General features: G+C 55.2%; 15 protein-coding genes. 1 reads left to right on the top strand and 14 read right to left on the bottom strand.

Features of this window, described 5'->3' with window-relative positions:
- Positions 1-49: 49 nt before the first annotated feature.
- Both HXW73_RS17810 and HXW73_RS02080 read right to left on the bottom strand, forming a co-directional pair.
- Complete coding sequence (locus HXW73_RS17810) at positions 50-895, bottom strand: hypothetical protein (RefSeq protein ID WP_240538685.1); 846 nt, start codon at positions 893-895, stop codon at positions 50-52.
- Entirely contained in the window at positions 895-1,182 is a 288-nt protein-coding gene (locus HXW73_RS02080; protein ID WP_186254675.1) for a hypothetical protein, read from the bottom strand. The genes HXW73_RS17810 and HXW73_RS02080 overlap by 1 nt, the downstream gene beginning before the upstream one ends.
- A 165-nt stretch (positions 1,183-1,347) precedes the next feature.
- Here HXW73_RS02080 and HXW73_RS02075 point away from each other — a divergent pair.
- Positions 1,348-2,918, top strand: a protein-coding gene (locus HXW73_RS02075) for an IS3 family transposase (RefSeq protein ID WP_446718989.1) whose coding sequence is annotated in 2 segments (ribosomal slippage) — positions 1,348-1,801 and positions 1,801-2,918 — 1,572 coding nt in all. Because the reading frame shifts where the segments join, the coding sequence is not laid out codon by codon here.
- 30 nt (positions 2,919-2,948) lie between these two features.
- Here the strand turns inward: HXW73_RS02075 and HXW73_RS02070 are convergent.
- The 12 genes from HXW73_RS02070 to HXW73_RS02010 all read right to left on the bottom strand — a co-directional run bounded on the left by HXW73_RS02070 (position 2,949) and on the right by HXW73_RS02010 (position 17,659).
- Positions 2,949-3,242 (bottom strand): hypothetical protein, encoded by a 294-nt coding sequence (locus HXW73_RS02070; protein WP_186254674.1) that lies wholly within the window; start codon positions 3,240-3,242, stop codon positions 2,949-2,951.
- A gap of 401 nt (positions 3,243-3,643) precedes the next feature.
- Positions 3,644-4,033: a hypothetical protein gene (locus tag HXW73_RS02065; RefSeq protein ID WP_186254673.1), complete on the bottom strand. Its 390-nt coding sequence runs from the start codon at positions 4,031-4,033 to the stop codon at positions 3,644-3,646.
- Entirely contained in the window at positions 4,026-5,255 is a 1,230-nt protein-coding gene (locus tag HXW73_RS02060) for a LysM peptidoglycan-binding domain-containing protein (RefSeq protein ID WP_186254672.1), read from the bottom strand. The genes HXW73_RS02065 and HXW73_RS02060 overlap by 8 nt, the downstream gene beginning before the upstream one ends.
- Positions 5,255-6,103 (bottom strand): DUF4123 domain-containing protein, encoded by an 849-nt coding sequence (locus tag HXW73_RS02055; protein ID WP_186254671.1) that lies wholly within the window; start codon positions 6,101-6,103, stop codon positions 5,255-5,257. Before HXW73_RS02055 ends, HXW73_RS02060 begins: the two co-directional genes overlap by 1 nt.
- Positions 6,104-6,113: 10 nt before the next feature.
- Positions 6,114-8,204 (bottom strand): type VI secretion system Vgr family protein, encoded by a 2,091-nt coding sequence (locus HXW73_RS02050; protein WP_186254670.1) that lies wholly within the window; start codon positions 8,202-8,204, stop codon positions 6,114-6,116.
- Positions 8,205-8,208: 4 nt separating this feature from the next.
- Positions 8,209-8,748: a hypothetical protein gene (locus HXW73_RS02045; protein WP_186254669.1), complete on the bottom strand. Its 540-nt coding sequence runs from the start codon at positions 8,746-8,748 to the stop codon at positions 8,209-8,211.
- The gene (locus tag HXW73_RS17775) at positions 8,742-9,632 is read right to left on the bottom strand and encodes a type VI secretion system PAAR protein (RefSeq protein WP_222105020.1); all 891 of its coding nucleotides are present in this window, start codon (positions 9,630-9,632) and stop codon (positions 8,742-8,744) included. Before HXW73_RS17775 ends, HXW73_RS02045 begins: the two co-directional genes overlap by 7 nt.
- Positions 9,633-9,693: 61 nt before the next feature.
- On the bottom strand, positions 9,694-10,281 hold the full coding sequence (locus tag HXW73_RS02030) for a GNAT family N-acetyltransferase (RefSeq protein ID WP_186254668.1): 588 nt from the start codon (positions 10,279-10,281) through the stop codon (positions 9,694-9,696).
- On the bottom strand, positions 10,274-13,915 hold the full coding sequence (tssM, locus tag HXW73_RS02025) for a type VI secretion system membrane subunit TssM (protein WP_186254667.1): 3,642 nt from the start codon (positions 13,913-13,915) through the stop codon (positions 10,274-10,276). Before tssM ends, HXW73_RS02030 begins: the two co-directional genes overlap by 8 nt.
- Positions 13,916-13,952: 37 nt before the next feature.
- Positions 13,953-15,410: a type VI secretion system protein TssA gene (gene tssA, locus HXW73_RS02020; RefSeq protein WP_186254666.1), complete on the bottom strand. Its 1,458-nt coding sequence runs from the start codon at positions 15,408-15,410 to the stop codon at positions 13,953-13,955.
- Positions 15,411-15,422: 12 nt separating this feature from the next.
- Positions 15,423-16,076, bottom strand: coding sequence for a type VI secretion system-associated protein VasI (gene vasI / locus HXW73_RS02015; RefSeq protein ID WP_186254665.1), 654 nt, complete (start codon positions 16,074-16,076; stop codon positions 15,423-15,425).
- The gene (locus HXW73_RS02010) at positions 16,073-17,659 is read right to left on the bottom strand and encodes a sigma-54 interaction domain-containing protein (protein WP_186254664.1); all 1,587 of its coding nucleotides are present in this window, start codon (positions 17,657-17,659) and stop codon (positions 16,073-16,075) included. Before HXW73_RS02010 ends, vasI begins: the two co-directional genes overlap by 4 nt.
- Between the last annotated feature and the right edge of the window lie 4 nt (positions 17,660-17,663).

Below are 17,663 nucleotides of genomic sequence, written 5' to 3'. Positions count from 1 at the left end.
GATAGGGTGTCGTCGAGCCATGTATAATGCGCTGCTTCCCCCAGCCTCCTTAGGCTGAGAGTGATGTTTCCTCTGCATAAACCTCGGCGAAGATAGCGGTGATCGGCCGGTTTGGCTGCTGGGCATGGCGCTGTCTGACTTCTTTTGATAGGCGCGTGAGCTCTGCGCTAGGCTTGGCCCACTGTTCTTCAGGAAGAGGTTGCGACCACTCATCAAGACTCGCTGGTAGCGTCTTCTGACCGGCTTTTTGGATGGTGCTTATTTCCCATTCGGCAAGATGGAAGGGAATCGTCCATAGGTCGATAATGTGCCACAGGTACCACATCGTGACCTTGAACAGCCCAATGTCGCCCTCGCGGTAGCGACGGTGCAGACGGTGCCGGGCATTGTGGAAGGTATGCACGCCTTCGTAGGGCGGATCGCCGGGGCGATGCAGCCCGTGCGGGTCTTGGAGTTCCTCGCGGGTGTTGACCTCGTACTCCATGTAAGCCCGCACCGCTTCCCAAAGCCCCAATGCCAATGGCATGCCGGGCTGTGATAATTCAAGAAAGTGCTGCTGCCCTGTTTCAGGCTCGATAAAGCCTATCCCCAAGCCATACTGACGCTGCACACCGTATTGCGTCATACCCTGCGCCTCAGTCACCCAGGCCGCCACACTCTCCCAGGGCACGATGATAGGCGGCTTTCCGTCGCCCGGCGCAAAAGCAACCTCGCGACGCTGGCGGTGGAAGCGAGTTGGCACAGCCTCACGAAACTTAAAGTGGTAGTGGGCTTTAATCACTAAGGCTAATAGTAATACCAATGTCGAGAACACTACGGCCTGAGCAAATACCTCATTAAAGAGCCCAGCAATCCCTACGTAAAATAGTGCGATATCCTTTCCTGTTATCCACATTAGCCCCCCCCCAACATTGGGATAACAAAAACCAACATTAAAAAACCTATAAAGGGTATGCCTAACGTGAACTGCCAAGTGAAGGGCGTGGGAAGGCTGCCTCCGAAATCCAAATAAGCATCGTTCACTTCCCCAATCGCCTGGTTGAAATCCAGAGGTGCGGATTTTGTGGGCAAAGGAGACGGCGACAGGTAAATAACCTTGCCACCTGGAAAGGACTCAATATCTCCAGCCCGGTGGGGCCGGAGGATATCAGGGCGCGGCGTTGGATTTTGTTTGGCCGACATAGGGGAGCCTTAAATCAAGTAAAAAGAAGGGGATCAATGTATCGCCAGGGGGCTTCCTCGCCACGAATAGCAACATCCGATGGTGTGTAGCCCCCTCTGTCAGCCTAGTTGTCCGGTTGGCGATATCGCCTAAATCAAATCCAGAGGGAGCGGCATGGAGCGCGTGTGCCACGTTATTCTAAAGAGCGTAAAGCTGTTGTACTGAAAAAGTTGTTGCCACCCCATAATCGCAGTGTGGTATCTGTCGCCACTGAAGAAGGCATCTCTGACGCGACGCTGTATAGTTGGTTAAAACAGTGTCGAGAAAAAGGAGTGCCTGTGCCGGGTTACACCCAAAGCGACAACGAGTGGTCGCCTGACGCCAAGCTTGCCGTGGTCATCGAAACCGCCACCCTGTCAGAAACAGAGCTTGGTGCTTACTGCCGCGAAAAAGGCCTGTATCCCGAGCAGATCCAACAGTGGAAAGCCGCTTGTCTCCAGGGCGCTGGCCAACAAGAAGACCAGCAAAAAACGGCACAAAAGCAGCGTAAACAAGACCGTAAGACGATCAAACAGCTCAAAGCGGAAGTGCGTCGCAAAGACAGAGCCCTAGCGGAAACGACATCGTTACTGGTGCTCTCAAAAAAGCTCGACGCCTTGTACGGCGAAGACCCGAACAGCGGCGAGGACGACTGACGCCTCTTGAGGAACGTGCAAGGCTCATTACGTTGTTTGATGAAGCGGTCACCGGGGGCGCTTCCCGTTATCAAGCAGCGGCGATGATAGACGTGAGCGAGCGCACGCTGAAACGCTGGCGTTCTGGGTGTGGCGCGGTGGCTGAGGATCAGCGCCCACACGCGGTACAAGGCAGTCAGCCGCATCAACTGACTCACGAGGAGGAACAGGCTATTTTGAGTGCCTGCAATCGCTCCGAGTATCAGAGCCTGCCACCGTCTCAGATCGTGCCGTTACTGGCAGATCAAGGGGTCTACTTGGCTTCCGAGTCGTCGTTTTACCGGGTACTGAAAAAGCACCAACAGCAGCACCATCGAGGGCGAATGAAGCCACGCCGCCCAGTGCCTGAGCCGACGAGCTTCACAGCAACCGGACCCAACCAAGTCTGGTGCTGGGACATCAGCTATTGCTCTTCCGTTGTGCGTGGCCAGCACTGGTATCTCTATCTGATCATGGATATCTACAGTCGCAAAATCATCGCCTGGGAAGTCCACGAGGCGGAATCAGGCGAGTTAGCGAAACACCTGCTGGAACGCGCTTTATTGCGCGAAGGCTGCTGGCACCAGCCTCCAGTGCTGCACTCGGATAACGGCGCACCGATGACGTCTTATACGCTTAAAGCGAGGTTAACAGAGCTGGGGATGTTGATGTCTTACAGTCGACCGAGAGTGAGCAATGACAACCCTTACTCGGAAGCGTTGTTCCGCACCGTCAAGTATTGTCCAGCGTGGCCCACAAAGGGCTTTGCATCGCTGAACGCGGTACGTGACTGGATGCTGACGTTCGAACGCGCTTACAACGAACAGCACCTGCACAGTGGCATTCGGTACGTGACGCCCGCTGATCGGCATCAAGGTGCCGACCGAGAACGTCTTGAGCATCGCAAAGCGGTTTATGAAAGAGCTAAGCGCCGACATCCACAGCGCTGGTCAGGCAACACACGAAACTGGGAAGTACCCGGTTCGGTAGCGCTCAACCCTGGCAAGCTGCAGGAAGTCGAGCGTAATAAACAGGCTGCTTAGAGGCAGCTATTTGGACAACTGGGTTGAAAATCACCGGTAGTCCCCTCCGCCGCCAGCAGGCGACACGTAAATATGATAATCATTAGCCTGATACTGGCCATCGCTGCCCAGCACTTCCAGCCGAACGGCAAAAACATTATGGGTGGGGCGCGCCGATATTGAGCTCAATGGCTCGGGCCGAGGCAGGGCAAAAGCGAGTGGCGCTTTATCAGCAAGCGTCAAGCTTTCCACGATTTTATCGGTAGCCGTCACCCAGCGCTCAGGCCGATAATCTCGCCCACCATCTTCAGGTTGCACCTGGTAGCCGCCCAGGGAAAGACGCACCGGCGCTTTGCCGCCAAACGGTGCTGTGAGGTCCTGCAGGCTGATAGGTAAGGCAAGTTTAAAATCGACCGATTCTGGTCCGTTTATTTGCCTCCGCCACCAGCTGTCAGCTTCTTCAATACTGACATTGACTTTGGGCGCCTGGGCAATCTCTTGTAACCTCGCCTGATACCTTTCAAGCGTATCATTGCCGGCCTTAGAGGCATCCTGGCTCCAAGGCGTTGACAGTAGCCATTCGTCATGACGGCTGATGCTGTAGTGGTTATAGAGCCAGCTACCGCTTAGTAGCTAATACTTTACGAGGAGCGTACTTTTTAGCCACTTATCACCTTTAATAAAAATCCTAAAACTACTAACAATGCAACTTAAATCAATCATATTTATTAAATAACTTCACGGACTCAAAAGAACCATTCCTTTATGTATAAAAAACTCCCTCCCGCGAGTATAAACAACGCACAAGGAATATAAGTGCAGATAGGAAACGCTACAATAAATTTTATTTTCCTAGGCACCTTAGCTAGTTCAACCGTTTCGAAAGCATGCGGAAATTTCTTTCGGACAAACCTAGAGTTTCGGAAAAATAAAAAAAATCCATAGCTTGCCGCTCTACCCATTTCCCAAGGCCATAAGCCTTTAATACCTCTATGTGGAAAGTCGGGGCTATCGAAATACCGATCTATTGTTTCCATATAAAAAAGCAACATCACTCCCCATATTACAAGTGACAAAACAGCAACAGCTATTACGAAAACTACAAACAAACCAAAAACCATATTAAATTCATTCATTTTCGTTACCGTATATAAACTCCCCCAACGACTCTCCACCTAGCCCACCTAGTTTTCCACCTACGTCACCACCAACATACCCAGCGCCGCCAACCACGACTAGACCGCACACTAGAGCGCCTACGCCAGCACTAGAAACACCCAGCGCCACGCACATCCCACCGGCAAAATAACCCGCAGCACCACCTGCCACTGCACCACCTGCAAGCCCCCCACCAAAACTGGCCCCCTCTCGAATTCGAGCCCTTTGGCACTCTTCTTCACGCCCAGAGGTACAGGCTTCCACTGTATTTGAATATGCTGAAAATGCACTGAATCCAAGCCCTAAGTAACCGGCTCTTCCCATCCATTTGCTCGCATTAGCAATGCCTACATAGTTATCTGCGTATCCAGGTATTCCCGACGCTGCCGACCCTGCCTGTCGCCAATGATGAACTGTTGTCTTCGTCGTTACTCCAAGCGCATGGCGTAAATTAGGATGCTCGGGTATGCCTAACCCCATCCGCGTTACCCGGTCAAGCAGCGCATCTAGATCTCTGAATAAATTTTGACGGCTAGCATAAAACTCAGGACTATTAAGCCTCCCTGTTCGTTCATAAGTACGCTGGTACAGCGCTTCCAACTGATTTAGTTTCGCCTTAACTTGGCTAGCATGTTTTTCTATACCCTTAGCAGTATTGCCTATAGCAGCTCCGGCACCGCCCGTTGCAGCCCCTAATAAATTATAGTAATCAACCGTATGTTGAGCTTCCTCGTGAGTTAACTCAGCGTTTATTTTATTGACGTCGCTCGCGACTTGCATCAGAAGTGTTTCTTCACGCGTGCATTGCATGCTTCTTGGATCGCTTAGAACAATAACTTGTCCAGGAAAAACGCCTTCACCCAACTGCGGGTTTAAGCGCTCAAGCATAGCATCCACTTCACTACTGAGATTGCTTGCAAATAAGTGTTCTTTTAGTTCTCCAACTGTTTGTGGTCGCTCCACAACATAGAATCCTGGCTCGACCTCATCTTGCTCCACGCAAGGGCTATCAGCCATGATATCATCAGGACAGTTGCGATCATGTATTTCACTAGTGTCTGGAAGGATTAACTCCGTATCAGCTTGCAGTCTATTTGGATTATCTAGAGCTGGATTCAGCTCCATAATAGCAGAAATTGATACCGCTTTGTCTCTAGCAATCCCACTTAACGTATCACCGCTTTGCACTATATAGCCCATCAATCCGTCCTTTCTTCTTTAATTCCCCAAATAGCTTCTTCGACTTGAAGCTGTCGCTCGAGCGCTGCCACTTCGATATTTTCAATTGATTTTTTGATATCAGATCTGCTCATTAAGCCAGGGTATTTATAATTCGTGACAGTGAACCACTCAATTTCATAATTACTTTTAAAACCCAGACTTTCGGCTATAGCAACAGTTTTTAAAACGTCTTCCCTGCACAGACCCTCAAAACTCACATTGCTTATTTCACTAGCCAGCTTTTCCTCCAAGCGAATGTAAAACTCTTCTTTCTTTGCGTTTTTTAGTTTTTCTATGCAATTTTGAGACAGCTGAAACCACCCTTCCTCTTTATTTGTCTCAACAGAACTATGGCTGACAGCATCATATAGTTCCCAGCGACCGTCGACATACGCCGCCCATTGATTCACCGGGCCATTAAACTTTGAAAAGTCCTCATCACTCAGCGCCTTCATTATTTTTGACAACCATTCAGGAGAATAAAATCTCCAATAGGCTAGCTGATTATTAGGAAGGCGTACGCTTATCAAGCTCTTTAAATAATCGAGCACTTCAAAGTAAGAGCAAGCGCTTACAAAAACCACTCCTTGAGTACGCCAGTGCTCCTCACAGTTCCATACTTCACTTTCGCCACTAGGCTGATATAAGCAAGGACTTGCATCTAAAGATGCCCCATGCCGAGTTCCATAGTAAATAGGTGAAACCTGAGGCGACATTTCGTAACTATATACCCGTTGCATTGCTGGAAAGACAGCCCCATCAAGCAATATAAATACCGATTCGTCTTCTTTCTTATGCAACATCTCTAACACTGAATACTCACTCATTGCATAACCTTTATTTACATGGGCATGAAGCTAATGGACAGCTGCCGTCTGCCTGCTGATAGCATTGAGCACTGAGAAGTTGCCCCTCTTTCGCGACTTGTTTTAGCTGCTCTGATGAGTTAGGAAAAACGGGAAGTACCGCTTCATGGTTCTCAGTTTCAGCGTTAAGCGAGAGAAGGGGTCCCTGCGCGGCCTGCCTACTCCCACTGCCAGGACTGCCCCCGGAGTTGATCTTGACCTGCGGGCCGACAATGGTGATGCCGCTGGGATCGATTTTCAGGAAGCTTCCCCCGGCCTTGAGGGTAATTTCGGCGCCTGCTTCGATCACGACCTTCATGCCCGCCTTGTGGTGCACCTCCTGCCCGGCTTCCAGCAGTTGCGCTCGGCCGACCTTTTCATGACGAGTGCCGTCGATCATCAGGTGGTCGTCGCCGTCTACCTTCGTGTGGCGGTTGTTATGCACCGTGTGGTGATCGTCGTTGTCGATCTCGCTGATGCGGTCGTTTTGAACCTTGATATGGCTGTCGCGGCGGATCTCTTCGGTGCGGTCATTAAGCGTCAGCAGCTCCAGGTCTTTCTGGGCGTGGAGCCAGATTTGCTCTTCGCCCGCTTCGTCTTCAAAGCGCAGTTCGTTAAAGCCGTCGGCCTTGTGGCTTTGGGTGCGGATGACGGTGCGAGTCTTGTGTTCCGGCAGCGAGTAAGGCGCGGTATTCACGGCGTGATAGGTTCGCCCGGTAACCAAGGGTTGATCCGGGTCGCCCTCCAGAAACGAGACAATCACCTCATGGCCGATACGCGGAATGGCGATGCTGCCATAGCCGCCGCCTGCCCAGCCCTGGGCAACTCGCACCCAGCAGCTGGCCGTTTCATTGGATTCAGCGTAGCGGTCCCAGGGGAACTGGACCTTGACCCAGCCGTGCTCGTCGCAGTGAATCTCTTCGCCTTCCGGGCCAACCACAAAGGCGACCTGGGGGCCATCGACACGGGGCTTGGGGTTGGGGGACGCCCGCCAGGGTGCATCGCCGGGAATCAACGTGACCTGGTTGTGGTAGCGGGTCATCCCGGCAGCGTCGCCCTGCGTGATGCCATCCTCTTCCAGCGCTTGAGGCTGTTCGCCGTGGTGAAGAACACTGATAGCCTGCCAGTCGCGGTTGAGGCTGTCGGCGTCGTGATCCGTCAGGCTAAAGCGCAGGCCGGGGGCGAGTTCGGGCAAGTCGCTTTCGGCGCTGGCGGTGATCGCTTCCCGGCGCAGCTGTTCCAGGCGAATACGGGTAAAGGGCTCGCCTGAAGCATCCTGCTTATAGCGACCGGGGTAGTCGTAGTGTTCGTACCCTTTATCAACGACGCCCTGCTGTCCATGGCCTTCCACATCACGGCCCAGGTGGTCGTGGAGCTGCGCATAGGCGGGATTTTTAAAGCTGTAGTCTTTCAGCGTGGCGGACGAACTCGCCACCCTGGCGGTATGGCTGAGTTTACGCACATGACGTGTGGGCGCGGTGCCACCGGCGCGGCTGTGGTACGTGCGCTCGCCAAGATGGGTCAGCACCTGGGGGTCGTCGGCGAAGATCAGCCGATGGGCGCCGTTGTCACTGTCCTCAAACTCATGGAAGTAAAAAAGCCCCTCTTCGGCGGCCAGGCGCTCGATAAAGGCGAGGTCGGTCTCGCGGTACTGCACGAAGTACTCACGCTCGGCAAGCTCGCGAGTGACCGCAAAGGCCACGTCGCGAATGCCCCGCTCATCGCAGAGGGTATTGATGATGGTCAGCGGATCGACTTTCTGAAAAATCCGCGAGTTGTGGCGCAGCGAGAGCCGCCATAGCGCCGGGCGCAGCACCAGGGAGTAGAAGGTACGCCGATGGCCGCGGTCGCCCCGGCCAAATTCGCTGACAATGCCGTGCACACGGCGCAGCGGTTCGCCGTCCTGCCAGATCGTCAATGAAGCCTCGCGATCCAGCAGCTCGGCGGCATCCAGGCTGCCATCGCGGCTGGCCAGGTTCAGCGCCAGCTCGAAAGGCTGGGAGAGCGCTTCGCGGTGGGTGAAGTCGATCACCGCGATATCCTCAACCCCGGGGAGTGTTAAGGTAAATTGCAAACCTATCATGATTTCATACTCTAGTTTCAGTGCTTAAGCAGGAGTCAGCGTTCTTGCTGAAGGAAAGGGCACTGTCGTCAGATGGGATTCTCTCAAGCCTGTAAAACCACCCGTCTAAAAACATCCAAAGGTTACCCTCCACCACTTCAAACATATAAGGGGGCTCATTTGGCTCTTGGCTATACACACTTAGGGTTCTAATCTTCTCTCTTTCCTGACCATAGCCAAAGAAGTTCCCAAACTTTTCACTTGCACTAGGCACATCACCTTCCATATTCAATACAGAATGACCTTTTATTTCATAAATAGGGTTTTCATAAATATTTCCATCCCAAAATAAAAACTCACCTTTTTTAACTTTCACTAATCTATCTAACTGTTTAAAAGCTTCTTCTCTACTCGTTAGTCCACCACGATATCGTTCTATATCGGCCACTTCGTAAACACCGTAAAGTTTCTCCAGTAGTTCGCCTTCTTCAACACCGCCAGCATAAGCTGAAGAAAAAGGCATTAGAAAAACAAAGCATATTAATGCATTCAATATTTTCACCATCTTTCATAAACCCCTTTTGAGAACATTTCCCATTCTGCGGAACGTCGATTTATCAGACCTTGATTTACTTTACCTTGCGATATATTCCATGCCTTCCACGCATCCTCAAGTGAAGAATAGGGTGTTTCTGTGTTAGGGTCATTGATTAGTTTGGCTGCAGAAGATGTGCTGAAACCACTAATACCAGCGTTATAAGCCAGCATAACGGCAGCATCAAATTGGTGAGGTTTAAGAGGGACATCAATCACGCGATTTACTATATTGACGAACGGGGCAAGGTCATCTTCAAAAATTTGATCCGCTTGATCTGAAGTAATGCCGTTTTGATAAATTGACCACTCCTGTTGAGCGATAAGATGTCCATAACCGATAGTGGCACCGGGCATCCACTGCTCAATATATTCCCCTGTTTGATCGTCATAGGGTTTCAAGCGTAGCCGCTCAACACTCTTTAGCCACTGCCGTCCTTCTGAGCTTAGGGATGTGGCGTCAGAAGAAGTAGCCTCCTCATTGTTAGTCGACTCAGTTGCGGGCGCAGCAGCTGCAGCTGCCGACGCCATAAATCCCATCGCGGACGCTCCACTGACACCGGTCAGATCTCCTCCCACCCCTGAGCCAGAGCCAATCACCACGCCGCCGCAATCCACCGCGTGGCCCGTCAGCGCAGCCGGTTTGCCATCGATTAAAATAGTGCTTGAACCCTGTGCGATGGCCCGCGGGTGCGGCGGATGGTCGGGTTTGTCATGCGGTGCCAGGGGGTCACCTACGCGGGCGACTGGCTTGCCGTCCATCATCACCGTGCCACTGCCTGCCGTAACCGGCGTCGGTGGAAAGCCATCGTGGTCGGTCCCCATGTCACCGACGAGTACAAATTTCTGGCCCATTGCGCTACTCCTTATGCAATCCTGCTTATTCGTGCTTGGTCGCCCTGCTTATTCATCCCGCTCATTCATCCCACATGGCAGGCGCTTCATAGCTGGCGACGTCGAAGGCATCTACGTATTGGCGGGTGAACCCCGCTGCCTCGAGGCTATCGATGGCCGAGTGGCAAGACACCGGCAGGCGTGTTTGCAGCGGTACGCCATTCAAGCTGCGGCGTACGGCCCTCAATAGCCGCGTGCCATGGCCACTGCCTTTCCATTCCTGGCTGATGTAGAAAAACCGCAGTTGCCAAGCCGCTTCATCATCCGGCCGGCAGGCAAGCACCATACCCAGCGGGGGTCCCTCGCCAAGATGCAGTGCCAGCAGGCGCCCTTGCCAATGCGCCACTTGGCCCTCTACTTGCTGTAGCCACAGGCCACGGTGAACGGTGAATTCCAGTGCGCGGCGCAATGTTTCAAGCACACTGTTATCACGCAGCACCCAGGGCGAATGTCCCTTGGCATCCGCCTGATAGACCGCTTCGAGAAACTTATCGATATCCTCATCGCGCGCCGCTTCTAACGGGCGAGCACGCTTCGCACTCTGCCGCGTAGGGTGCGAAGCGGGCCGGGTATTACCCGAGGCAAACAGCTGCTTAAGTTTCTTAAGCATCGTTACCTCGCTCCGCATAGAGGGCTGACGGCAGTTGGAAGCCTGTCACCTGTGAGCGCGTAAAGGGATTAGGCGCTCCGTTGGCAAACAGGCGATAGCGCATCGTGCCGCCGTCTACGTTGAAGCGCAGTTCCAGCTCACGCTCGCCGACGTTGGTGATATCGGCCTGTTCCAGCAAGCGGAACCATGCCCAGGCACCATCCCGCGTCATGCTGCGGGGCGAGCGGTTGACCTCACTGGGCACCATCGTGACGCGGCTCTCCGTTCCACCTCGCAGCGAGTTGGGCCATACCATCGACACACGCTGGCTGGGGCTATGGGCATACTCGATCAACTGGCCATCCACGCTGATCACGCTTCGCCGTTTATCGGGGCTCATGCTGATGGGTTCGAGGGCAAACTCAACGTCCAGAGCACCATCACGGCTGAAGTAAGCGCGACGAATCTGCTCTGCCTGGTCGACTGCGCTATGCACGCTGTCACGCAGTATCGAATTACCCTGAGCGTCCACTAGATGTTCGGGGGCACCCTCAATGAACGGCTTGAGGTTATCTTTATAGAAAGCATCCAGGATGCCGTCGGGCGCGAAGAAATCCTCGAAGTCGCTCAGCGACACGTCTTGGCTTGCATTGGGGACCAGGGGATAACGCCCGGCCAGCCGCTCCTGGTAGGGTGCCACGACGTCGTCAAGCCATTGCCGTTCAAGGTGGCGAGTGGCACTGGCCATCAGTAACTGCCAGCTTTGGTCGGCCAGATCTTGCAGCATGCCACCCACCGGCTGAGGCGTATTTTCGGCTATCTTTTCCAGGTTATTGATGGGGTCGTCACCCCGCAGCGATAGACGATCGCGCACGTTCACAAAGGCAGCGCGACCAGCGTCACCGGATTCTTCAATATCGAGCAGATAGTCACGTAGTTCAGTGACCGCTGTCTTGATTTCCTCGAGTGAAGACGGAGTATCATCGCCGGCTTCGCTGAGTTGGTTGATGGATGTGAAAGGCTGCTCAATCTGGGCAGCGAGTTCATAGCGCGGAGAGTGCCTTAATGCCTCACGCGCTTTTTCATCGCCTTCTGGAAGCTCTGGGTAAAGGCTTGTGTTGTGCTCAACGGCCGATAGCAAACGATCCAGTGGACGCTTGGCCCCCACCAGGGCGTCGGCCACCACAATGGCTTGATGAATATCCGGCAGAGGAACCAGTTGGGTATCGCGCAGGGCATCGCGCCAACTGACATGGTAGTCACTGACATAGTGCTCACGCAGGTCGGTTTTCAACTGCTGTTTATCAGCGTCGCTAAAGTTGATGTCGTCCCGCTGACCCAGCGTCCACGCATCGATGAGCGCTAACTCAGTGGCATGCTCCAACTCTTGTAAAAAGTAGTCTTCAAAGCCCTCACGCGTGAGCAAATACGGTAGCGTCACATGGTCTGGGTTGTCGTTGCGAGCCATGAAAACGGTATCAAACAGCGTGCCCACACGCCGCCGTAGATCCAAGGGTTCACCTTCACGACTTCCCGCTGTTTTCAATGCCTCATACACGCGCTCATCAATCGGCTGGCGTGACAGCTCCTCCTGTGCGGCGATCAGGCTGCCTCTGAGCGGCTCCATCGCCTGCTCGGCTCGCTGGCTGCCATCCGCGATATGCCCTTCCAGGTCGGTATGAACCATGGCGAAGTCAAGATGATCCAGGAGACGCTCCTGGACCGCGCCCCGCTGGGGAAAGTCGCCTTGCCAGCGCCGCGCCATGAAACGCATCACCCGGTCTGGCTGACGGCCGCTGTCATCAGACATCATGCGCAGCACGCGCAGCAGGGCGAGCTTTTCGTTGCTGCCCGCTTCGGCGCGGTTCATGTCATCCATGATGCCGATCATCAGTGCAGGCAGGAATTGATGCTCCAGCATCGCCACGTAGGCACGCTCTACCTGAGCCCCGATGACATGCCCCTGATATAGCCCCATATCGGCCAGATACGGGGTGTGCGTACGGTATTCATCGAAGGTTTCCAGCGCGCTGCGTAAACGATCAAGCGGCTCCAGCAGTTCATAACCGGTGGGGTCATCACTTCTAAAAGCGTCAGGATCAGTGGCCAGAAAGGTTTCGGCACGGGCTTCCACGGCAGATAAGGAAACGCTGTTTTTCTGATAAAAATGCGTCCAGCCACCCACCAGGACGACGCCCATGATCAGGCAGGCCGCCAGGCTAATATTGCGCGTACGGCGCCGACGCCGGGTCACACGGGCATTGTCACCTGCCAGCCCCGCTTCGGGATAAATGATATTTTCGAACAGCTCCTCGGTAAAATAGAGAGCGCTGCGCGTCGCCCGGTGTGCAGGCTGAACGCTTTCATCCATGCCATAGCGTCGAGCGGCGGCACCCACAAAGGGATCTTCGGGCACCCCCTGCTGATAGACCGAGGTGAAGTAGGTACCGCGCACCATGGCGGCCGTCGAGAAACGATCGCTGGAAAGCGACTCGGTCAAAAAGCCCAGTAGCACATCGCGCAGACCGGCCAGTTGACGCACGAAACGGAATACGGACTCGCGCTCTTCCCGGTCTCGGCATTCCGACAACATGGTGGGCAACTGCTTGTTCAGACGCGCAAGCATTTCGTCGTATTCGGCTTCGAATTCGGCTTCCCACTTCCCTTGGGTTTCCATTGAGGCAGGGGTAAACGTAAAACCAAGCGGGGCTTTGCGGGCTGCGCGAGAGTAATGCCGGAAGAAGTCGTCAAAACCATGCAGCAAATCCATTTTGCTGAAGGTGACATACACCGGCAGTCGCGTGCCGTGACGCTCCATGAGTTCGCGCAACCGGGTGCGCAACAGTGCCGCATAGGCCTTGCGCACGGCGACCTGGGCATGGCTTAAACGCGCGAGATCGAGCACCAAGACAACGCCATCGAGTGGCCGCTGGGCCCGGTTACGTTCCAACCACTCCACAAAGTGGTCCCATAACCGACTCTGAAGCGCTTGGGGTTCGCCGCCTTCCATCGCGCCCTGGGTGAGCAATTCACCGTCAGGATCGATCAGTACGGCTTGGTCACCGATCCACCAGTCAAAGCCAAGGTGCCCTTGTTTAGTACTTTGACCAGAAGCTTTCATCACATGGGTCAACGCAAAGTTCTGTCCAGAGCGGTTGATAAGGCTGGTTTTGCCGGCGTTTTCCACCCCCATGACCAGGTACCAGGGCAAGCGGTATCGGCTACTATCGCCCCCGCCCAGGTTGGCGGTAATTTCACTCAGAACGTTGTTGAGTGCCGTTTCCTGACGTTCGACCTGGAGCATCACCGGGTCTTGTTGGCGGGCCTCTTCCTGCTCGCGTTCGTCATTCAGCGAGCGTAAACGCCGTGCAAGACGAACGCCCCAGATCACGACGACCAAGGTGACGATGGCCAACGTCGCTAGCAAGCGGTTGGTCAGCGGGGCCAGGGGCGTCACGCCGAAGACCTCCCAGCGCGGCCCTAACCACCAAATGGCAATCAATAACGCCACCACCAAAAGCGCCCAAAGCAGCGTTGAAAGCCGTAACAGCCCTTTTGCCTTGTTGCTCCGGGCCTTGGCACTATTGTGCGCTGTTTGTGCTCTCGATAATCCCGGCACCCAGCGGCCCAGTTTTGATTTTAACGTTGACCACATTAGCCTTTATCCCTCGTCCCTTGTATTAACGATATCGTCAGTGCGATGCATTGAGTGCGGCTTCCAGCCGCGAGACCAATGTCGGCTCCCACTGCTCTAGCGCCAGCGCTGTTACTGTTTGATGAAGCGTTCGGTAGTGCTGCTGAGCCAGACTTTCCAGTCCGGCTTCATGTAACAAATCGGCGCTTGCCAAACGCCAATAGGCGCTATCACGTGGCGAGTGGGCACGACTCAATCCTTGATCAAGCACCTTTAACGCGGCCCCGACATTGCCATCCGCCATGGCATCGCGAGCTTCTTGCAGGCCTGCCTGCCACGCTTCCCCTCCGTCGCTCGATGCTCCCGCACCCTGCGAACTGCTGAATAACCACCGCTTTGTTTCATCATCAATAAATGCCGCCCCGTTATTAAAGGCCAGGGCGTCGATACCCGATAACCGCTCCACAAAGCGCTGGGCTTCCTCGCGAATCGCCTCGGCGCAGCGTGGGTGCCCTAACTGTTTCGCAACCCCCGCGCTCAAGCGATGCCCTTCCAGCCAATAAGGGCTTAACGTCAAACTATTCTCAATGCGCTCCCACAGGTCGTGATCGCTTCCCCGTGCAATCGCTTCGCGGTAATCGGCAACCCGATCGGCTGAAACAGGCGCCAGTTCGGTTTTACCGTCCTCCCTGGCATTGGGAAGTGCCTGAATCGCGCCCCAGATCGCGAAACGACGCAGCCGATAGGCCAAAGGCTCACCGGGGGTTTGTTCGAGCAGGAAATCGGCCATCTTCAACAGGCTTTGCCGATTCGAGCGCTCGTTTCCGGCTTCCATGCGTAGCTCAGGCGCTTTGGCTGAAGGGGGTTGCGTTGTCGTCGCCGCCTGTTTATTCGCGTCAGGCTGTTCAGTCACCGTGTTGCCCGACGGCGTTTTCTCGGCAGTGGACGTTGATGCTGTCGGCCGTTGGGCAAGCAGTTGTCGGCTCAGCTCGTCCAGGTTCTGCCTGGGCAACGCGTTCGCTTCTGCTTGCTGCTGGAGCTCTTCAAGCGATGCCTGGCAGGCCTCAAACTCATCCTCTGCGTTGTGAAAATCGAGGCTCGACACCAACTTCACGCTGCGCTGGATGAACTGCTGAAATAAACGGGTACGTAGCTTGGCCCCTCGGCTACCCGCGAACGGGTAAGCCTGCGACCACCAGGGCTGGCCCACGCTGCGTGCAAGTAGACGCAACGAAAGCGCAAAACGCACGCCATTCCCGCCATGCTGCAGGCAATGTACTAAGTGCCCCAGCACCTTTAGATCCTTGCCTTTACCGCTCAGCATCCGCACGGCCAGCGTTTCAGCGGTCTCCCAGTCGACGTGGGCATGCTGCAACGAGCCTACCTTCATCATTTCTTCATCGAGCGCCAGATAGTCATTGGTGTCTTCCAGCGGCTCGCCGACAGGGTGCCCCTCATCGTTAACGTGCAGCGGAGCCAATACGGGCGCCAGGTGATCTTCAACGGTGATGCGCATTGGGTGACTCCTTTACCAGCGGCACGCATCGCGCAGTGGTTGAATATCTTCACGAAGGCCTGACACATCAAAGCGCAGCCCGTCCAAGGCACTCTCATCGCTGCGTAATGTCAGTTCCTCAGCACTGAGTAACTGGCGAAGCGTATCAATGGCAGGTAAACCGCGGCCGCCGCTAATCACCTGCCCGCCGTCACGAACCCGCCACTGCTGCTCAATGACGCCTCCATGCCCGGTAAGCTCAAGCGTCACTCGGGCGCTATCAATGGCTACTGGCATATGCAGTTGAAACCGGGTAATCAGCTTTTCACAGGCCATCACCATGATGGGCCTGGGCGGCGTCGTGCCTAATGCAGGCACACTGATCAGCACGTCGTTGCCCGTTTCGCGTATGGCCAACCCCATGTCGTCGCCGGAGCGTGCCGCCTCTTGGTGTTCAATGGCGTGCCATAACGCGGGCAACTCACTGGTATCGCCGCTTGGAGTTGGCGTTTTAAACAGCGCGTCGTAGCAGTTCAGGCGTTCTAAACGGGATGACTCCTCGGCACATGCCTGGGCCTTTTCCAGCAACGCGGTGCGCCCTTCTGCGCGAGAGGGGTGGCTTAATAGCGTCAATAGCACCAGCAAACCACCGGCTAAGACATGGCGGTTTAACAACATCGTGTTCATTTGGTATCCAGTTCTAATAGCTGGCATTTATGGGCCAGGGTTCGCTTGGGTAAACCGAGGCTCTCTGCTACCCGGGCGCGGTTGCCCCCGAATCGCCGCAAGCGTTGACGAATAATGGCGGACTCGACATCGCGCAGGGCTTGGCGCAGGTCATCAATGTCATCGGGTAGTGCGAACCCAGCGTCTTCCGTCGCCTCCGAGGAGGCTTGATCGCTTTGCTCACCAGGCAACAGGTAAGCGTCGATATCGGCCCCCTGAGGCGTCATGGCGCAGGCATAATCGATCACGTTTTTGAGTTCGCGGACGTTGCCCGGGTAATCGCGGCGATACAGCAGGCGCAGTGCGGCGGGGGTAATGCCCATTTCGTCACGTGCTTCACGCTCACAAAAGTCGCGAATAAAGGCCTGGGCTAGCGTGGCGATATCGTCGCGTCGTTCGCAAAGTGCCGGCAACGTTAGGGGGAACTGGCCTAACCGGTAGTAAAGGTCTGCGCGAAACCGCTGCTCACGAATCTGTTCACGCAGCGGTTGATGCGTGGCCGCCACCAGGCGCAAATTCGCGCAGCGTTCCTCACTGGCCCCGAGGGGTCGATAGCGGCCGCTTTCCAGCACACGCAACAGTTTGGCTTGCAGGGCTAACGGCATATCGCCAATTTCATCAAGAAATAACGTGCCGCCGTCCGCTTGGCTGATGAGTCCTTCGCGAGCCTGGTCAGCCCCGGAAAATGCCCCCTTGGCATGGCCAAACAGCTCCGACTCAAGCAGCGCTTCGGGAATGGCAGCACAGTTAATCGCCATGAAGGGGGCTTTTGCCCGTCCTGAAAGCTGATGGATAGCGCGTGCTACCCGGTCTTTACCCGTGCCGGTTTCACCCTGCAGGAGGACTGCCAGGTTCGTTTCGGCCGCACGCACCACGTGTCGGCGCAGTGCTTGCATGGCCGACGACTGACCCAGCAGGTCGTCGGCGAGCTGGTCGGCCAGTGCCTGACGACGGGCACCATCGTTCAGTTTGGCAAGCGAATCTTGCAGCAGGCGGGAGCGCTGACGCTCACCCTGCTCGCGGGCCAATCGGGCCCATACACGGCACAGTAGGGCATCAAACGCCGTCATGCCGGGATCTTCCGTCAGGCTGCGTAGGCTAGCCTGGGTACCTACCAATACCATCACCCCCAGCCATTCGCGGCCTTTGTCCGCCGCCCGCAGGGGTCGGATGTGCAGGTACAAACCTGCACCTAGCGCAGCCACCTGTTGCTGGAAAGTGGCATCATCCAGGCGCGTGCGTGCATCGGCGACGCTCAGGGTCAACGCTTTGCCGCTACGAATGACGTGGGCATAGGGGTGATTGAAATCGCTGCAATCAAACTGCCCGTCGTCGCCATCCCGCCCCAGCCAGCGGCCGCTGCCATCGATATACAGGCACTCGGCCGATGTCAGCCCCAGGTGGTCTTGCAGCAGTTGGGCTGCTCGCTGGCGCAACATCGACGTTGAGCGACTTTCCACCAGCATCAATGCCAATGGCATAGCCGCCAGTTCAGCTGATAGCGCGCTCTTGGCAGTGGAAGTGGCATCGGCAGCAGACGTCATAGTG

Source organism: Halomonas sp. SH5A2 (assembly GCF_014263395.1).
Classification (GTDB): domain Bacteria; phylum Pseudomonadota; class Gammaproteobacteria; order Pseudomonadales; family Halomonadaceae; genus Vreelandella.
This window is presented reverse-complemented; position numbering and strand designations above follow the sequence as displayed.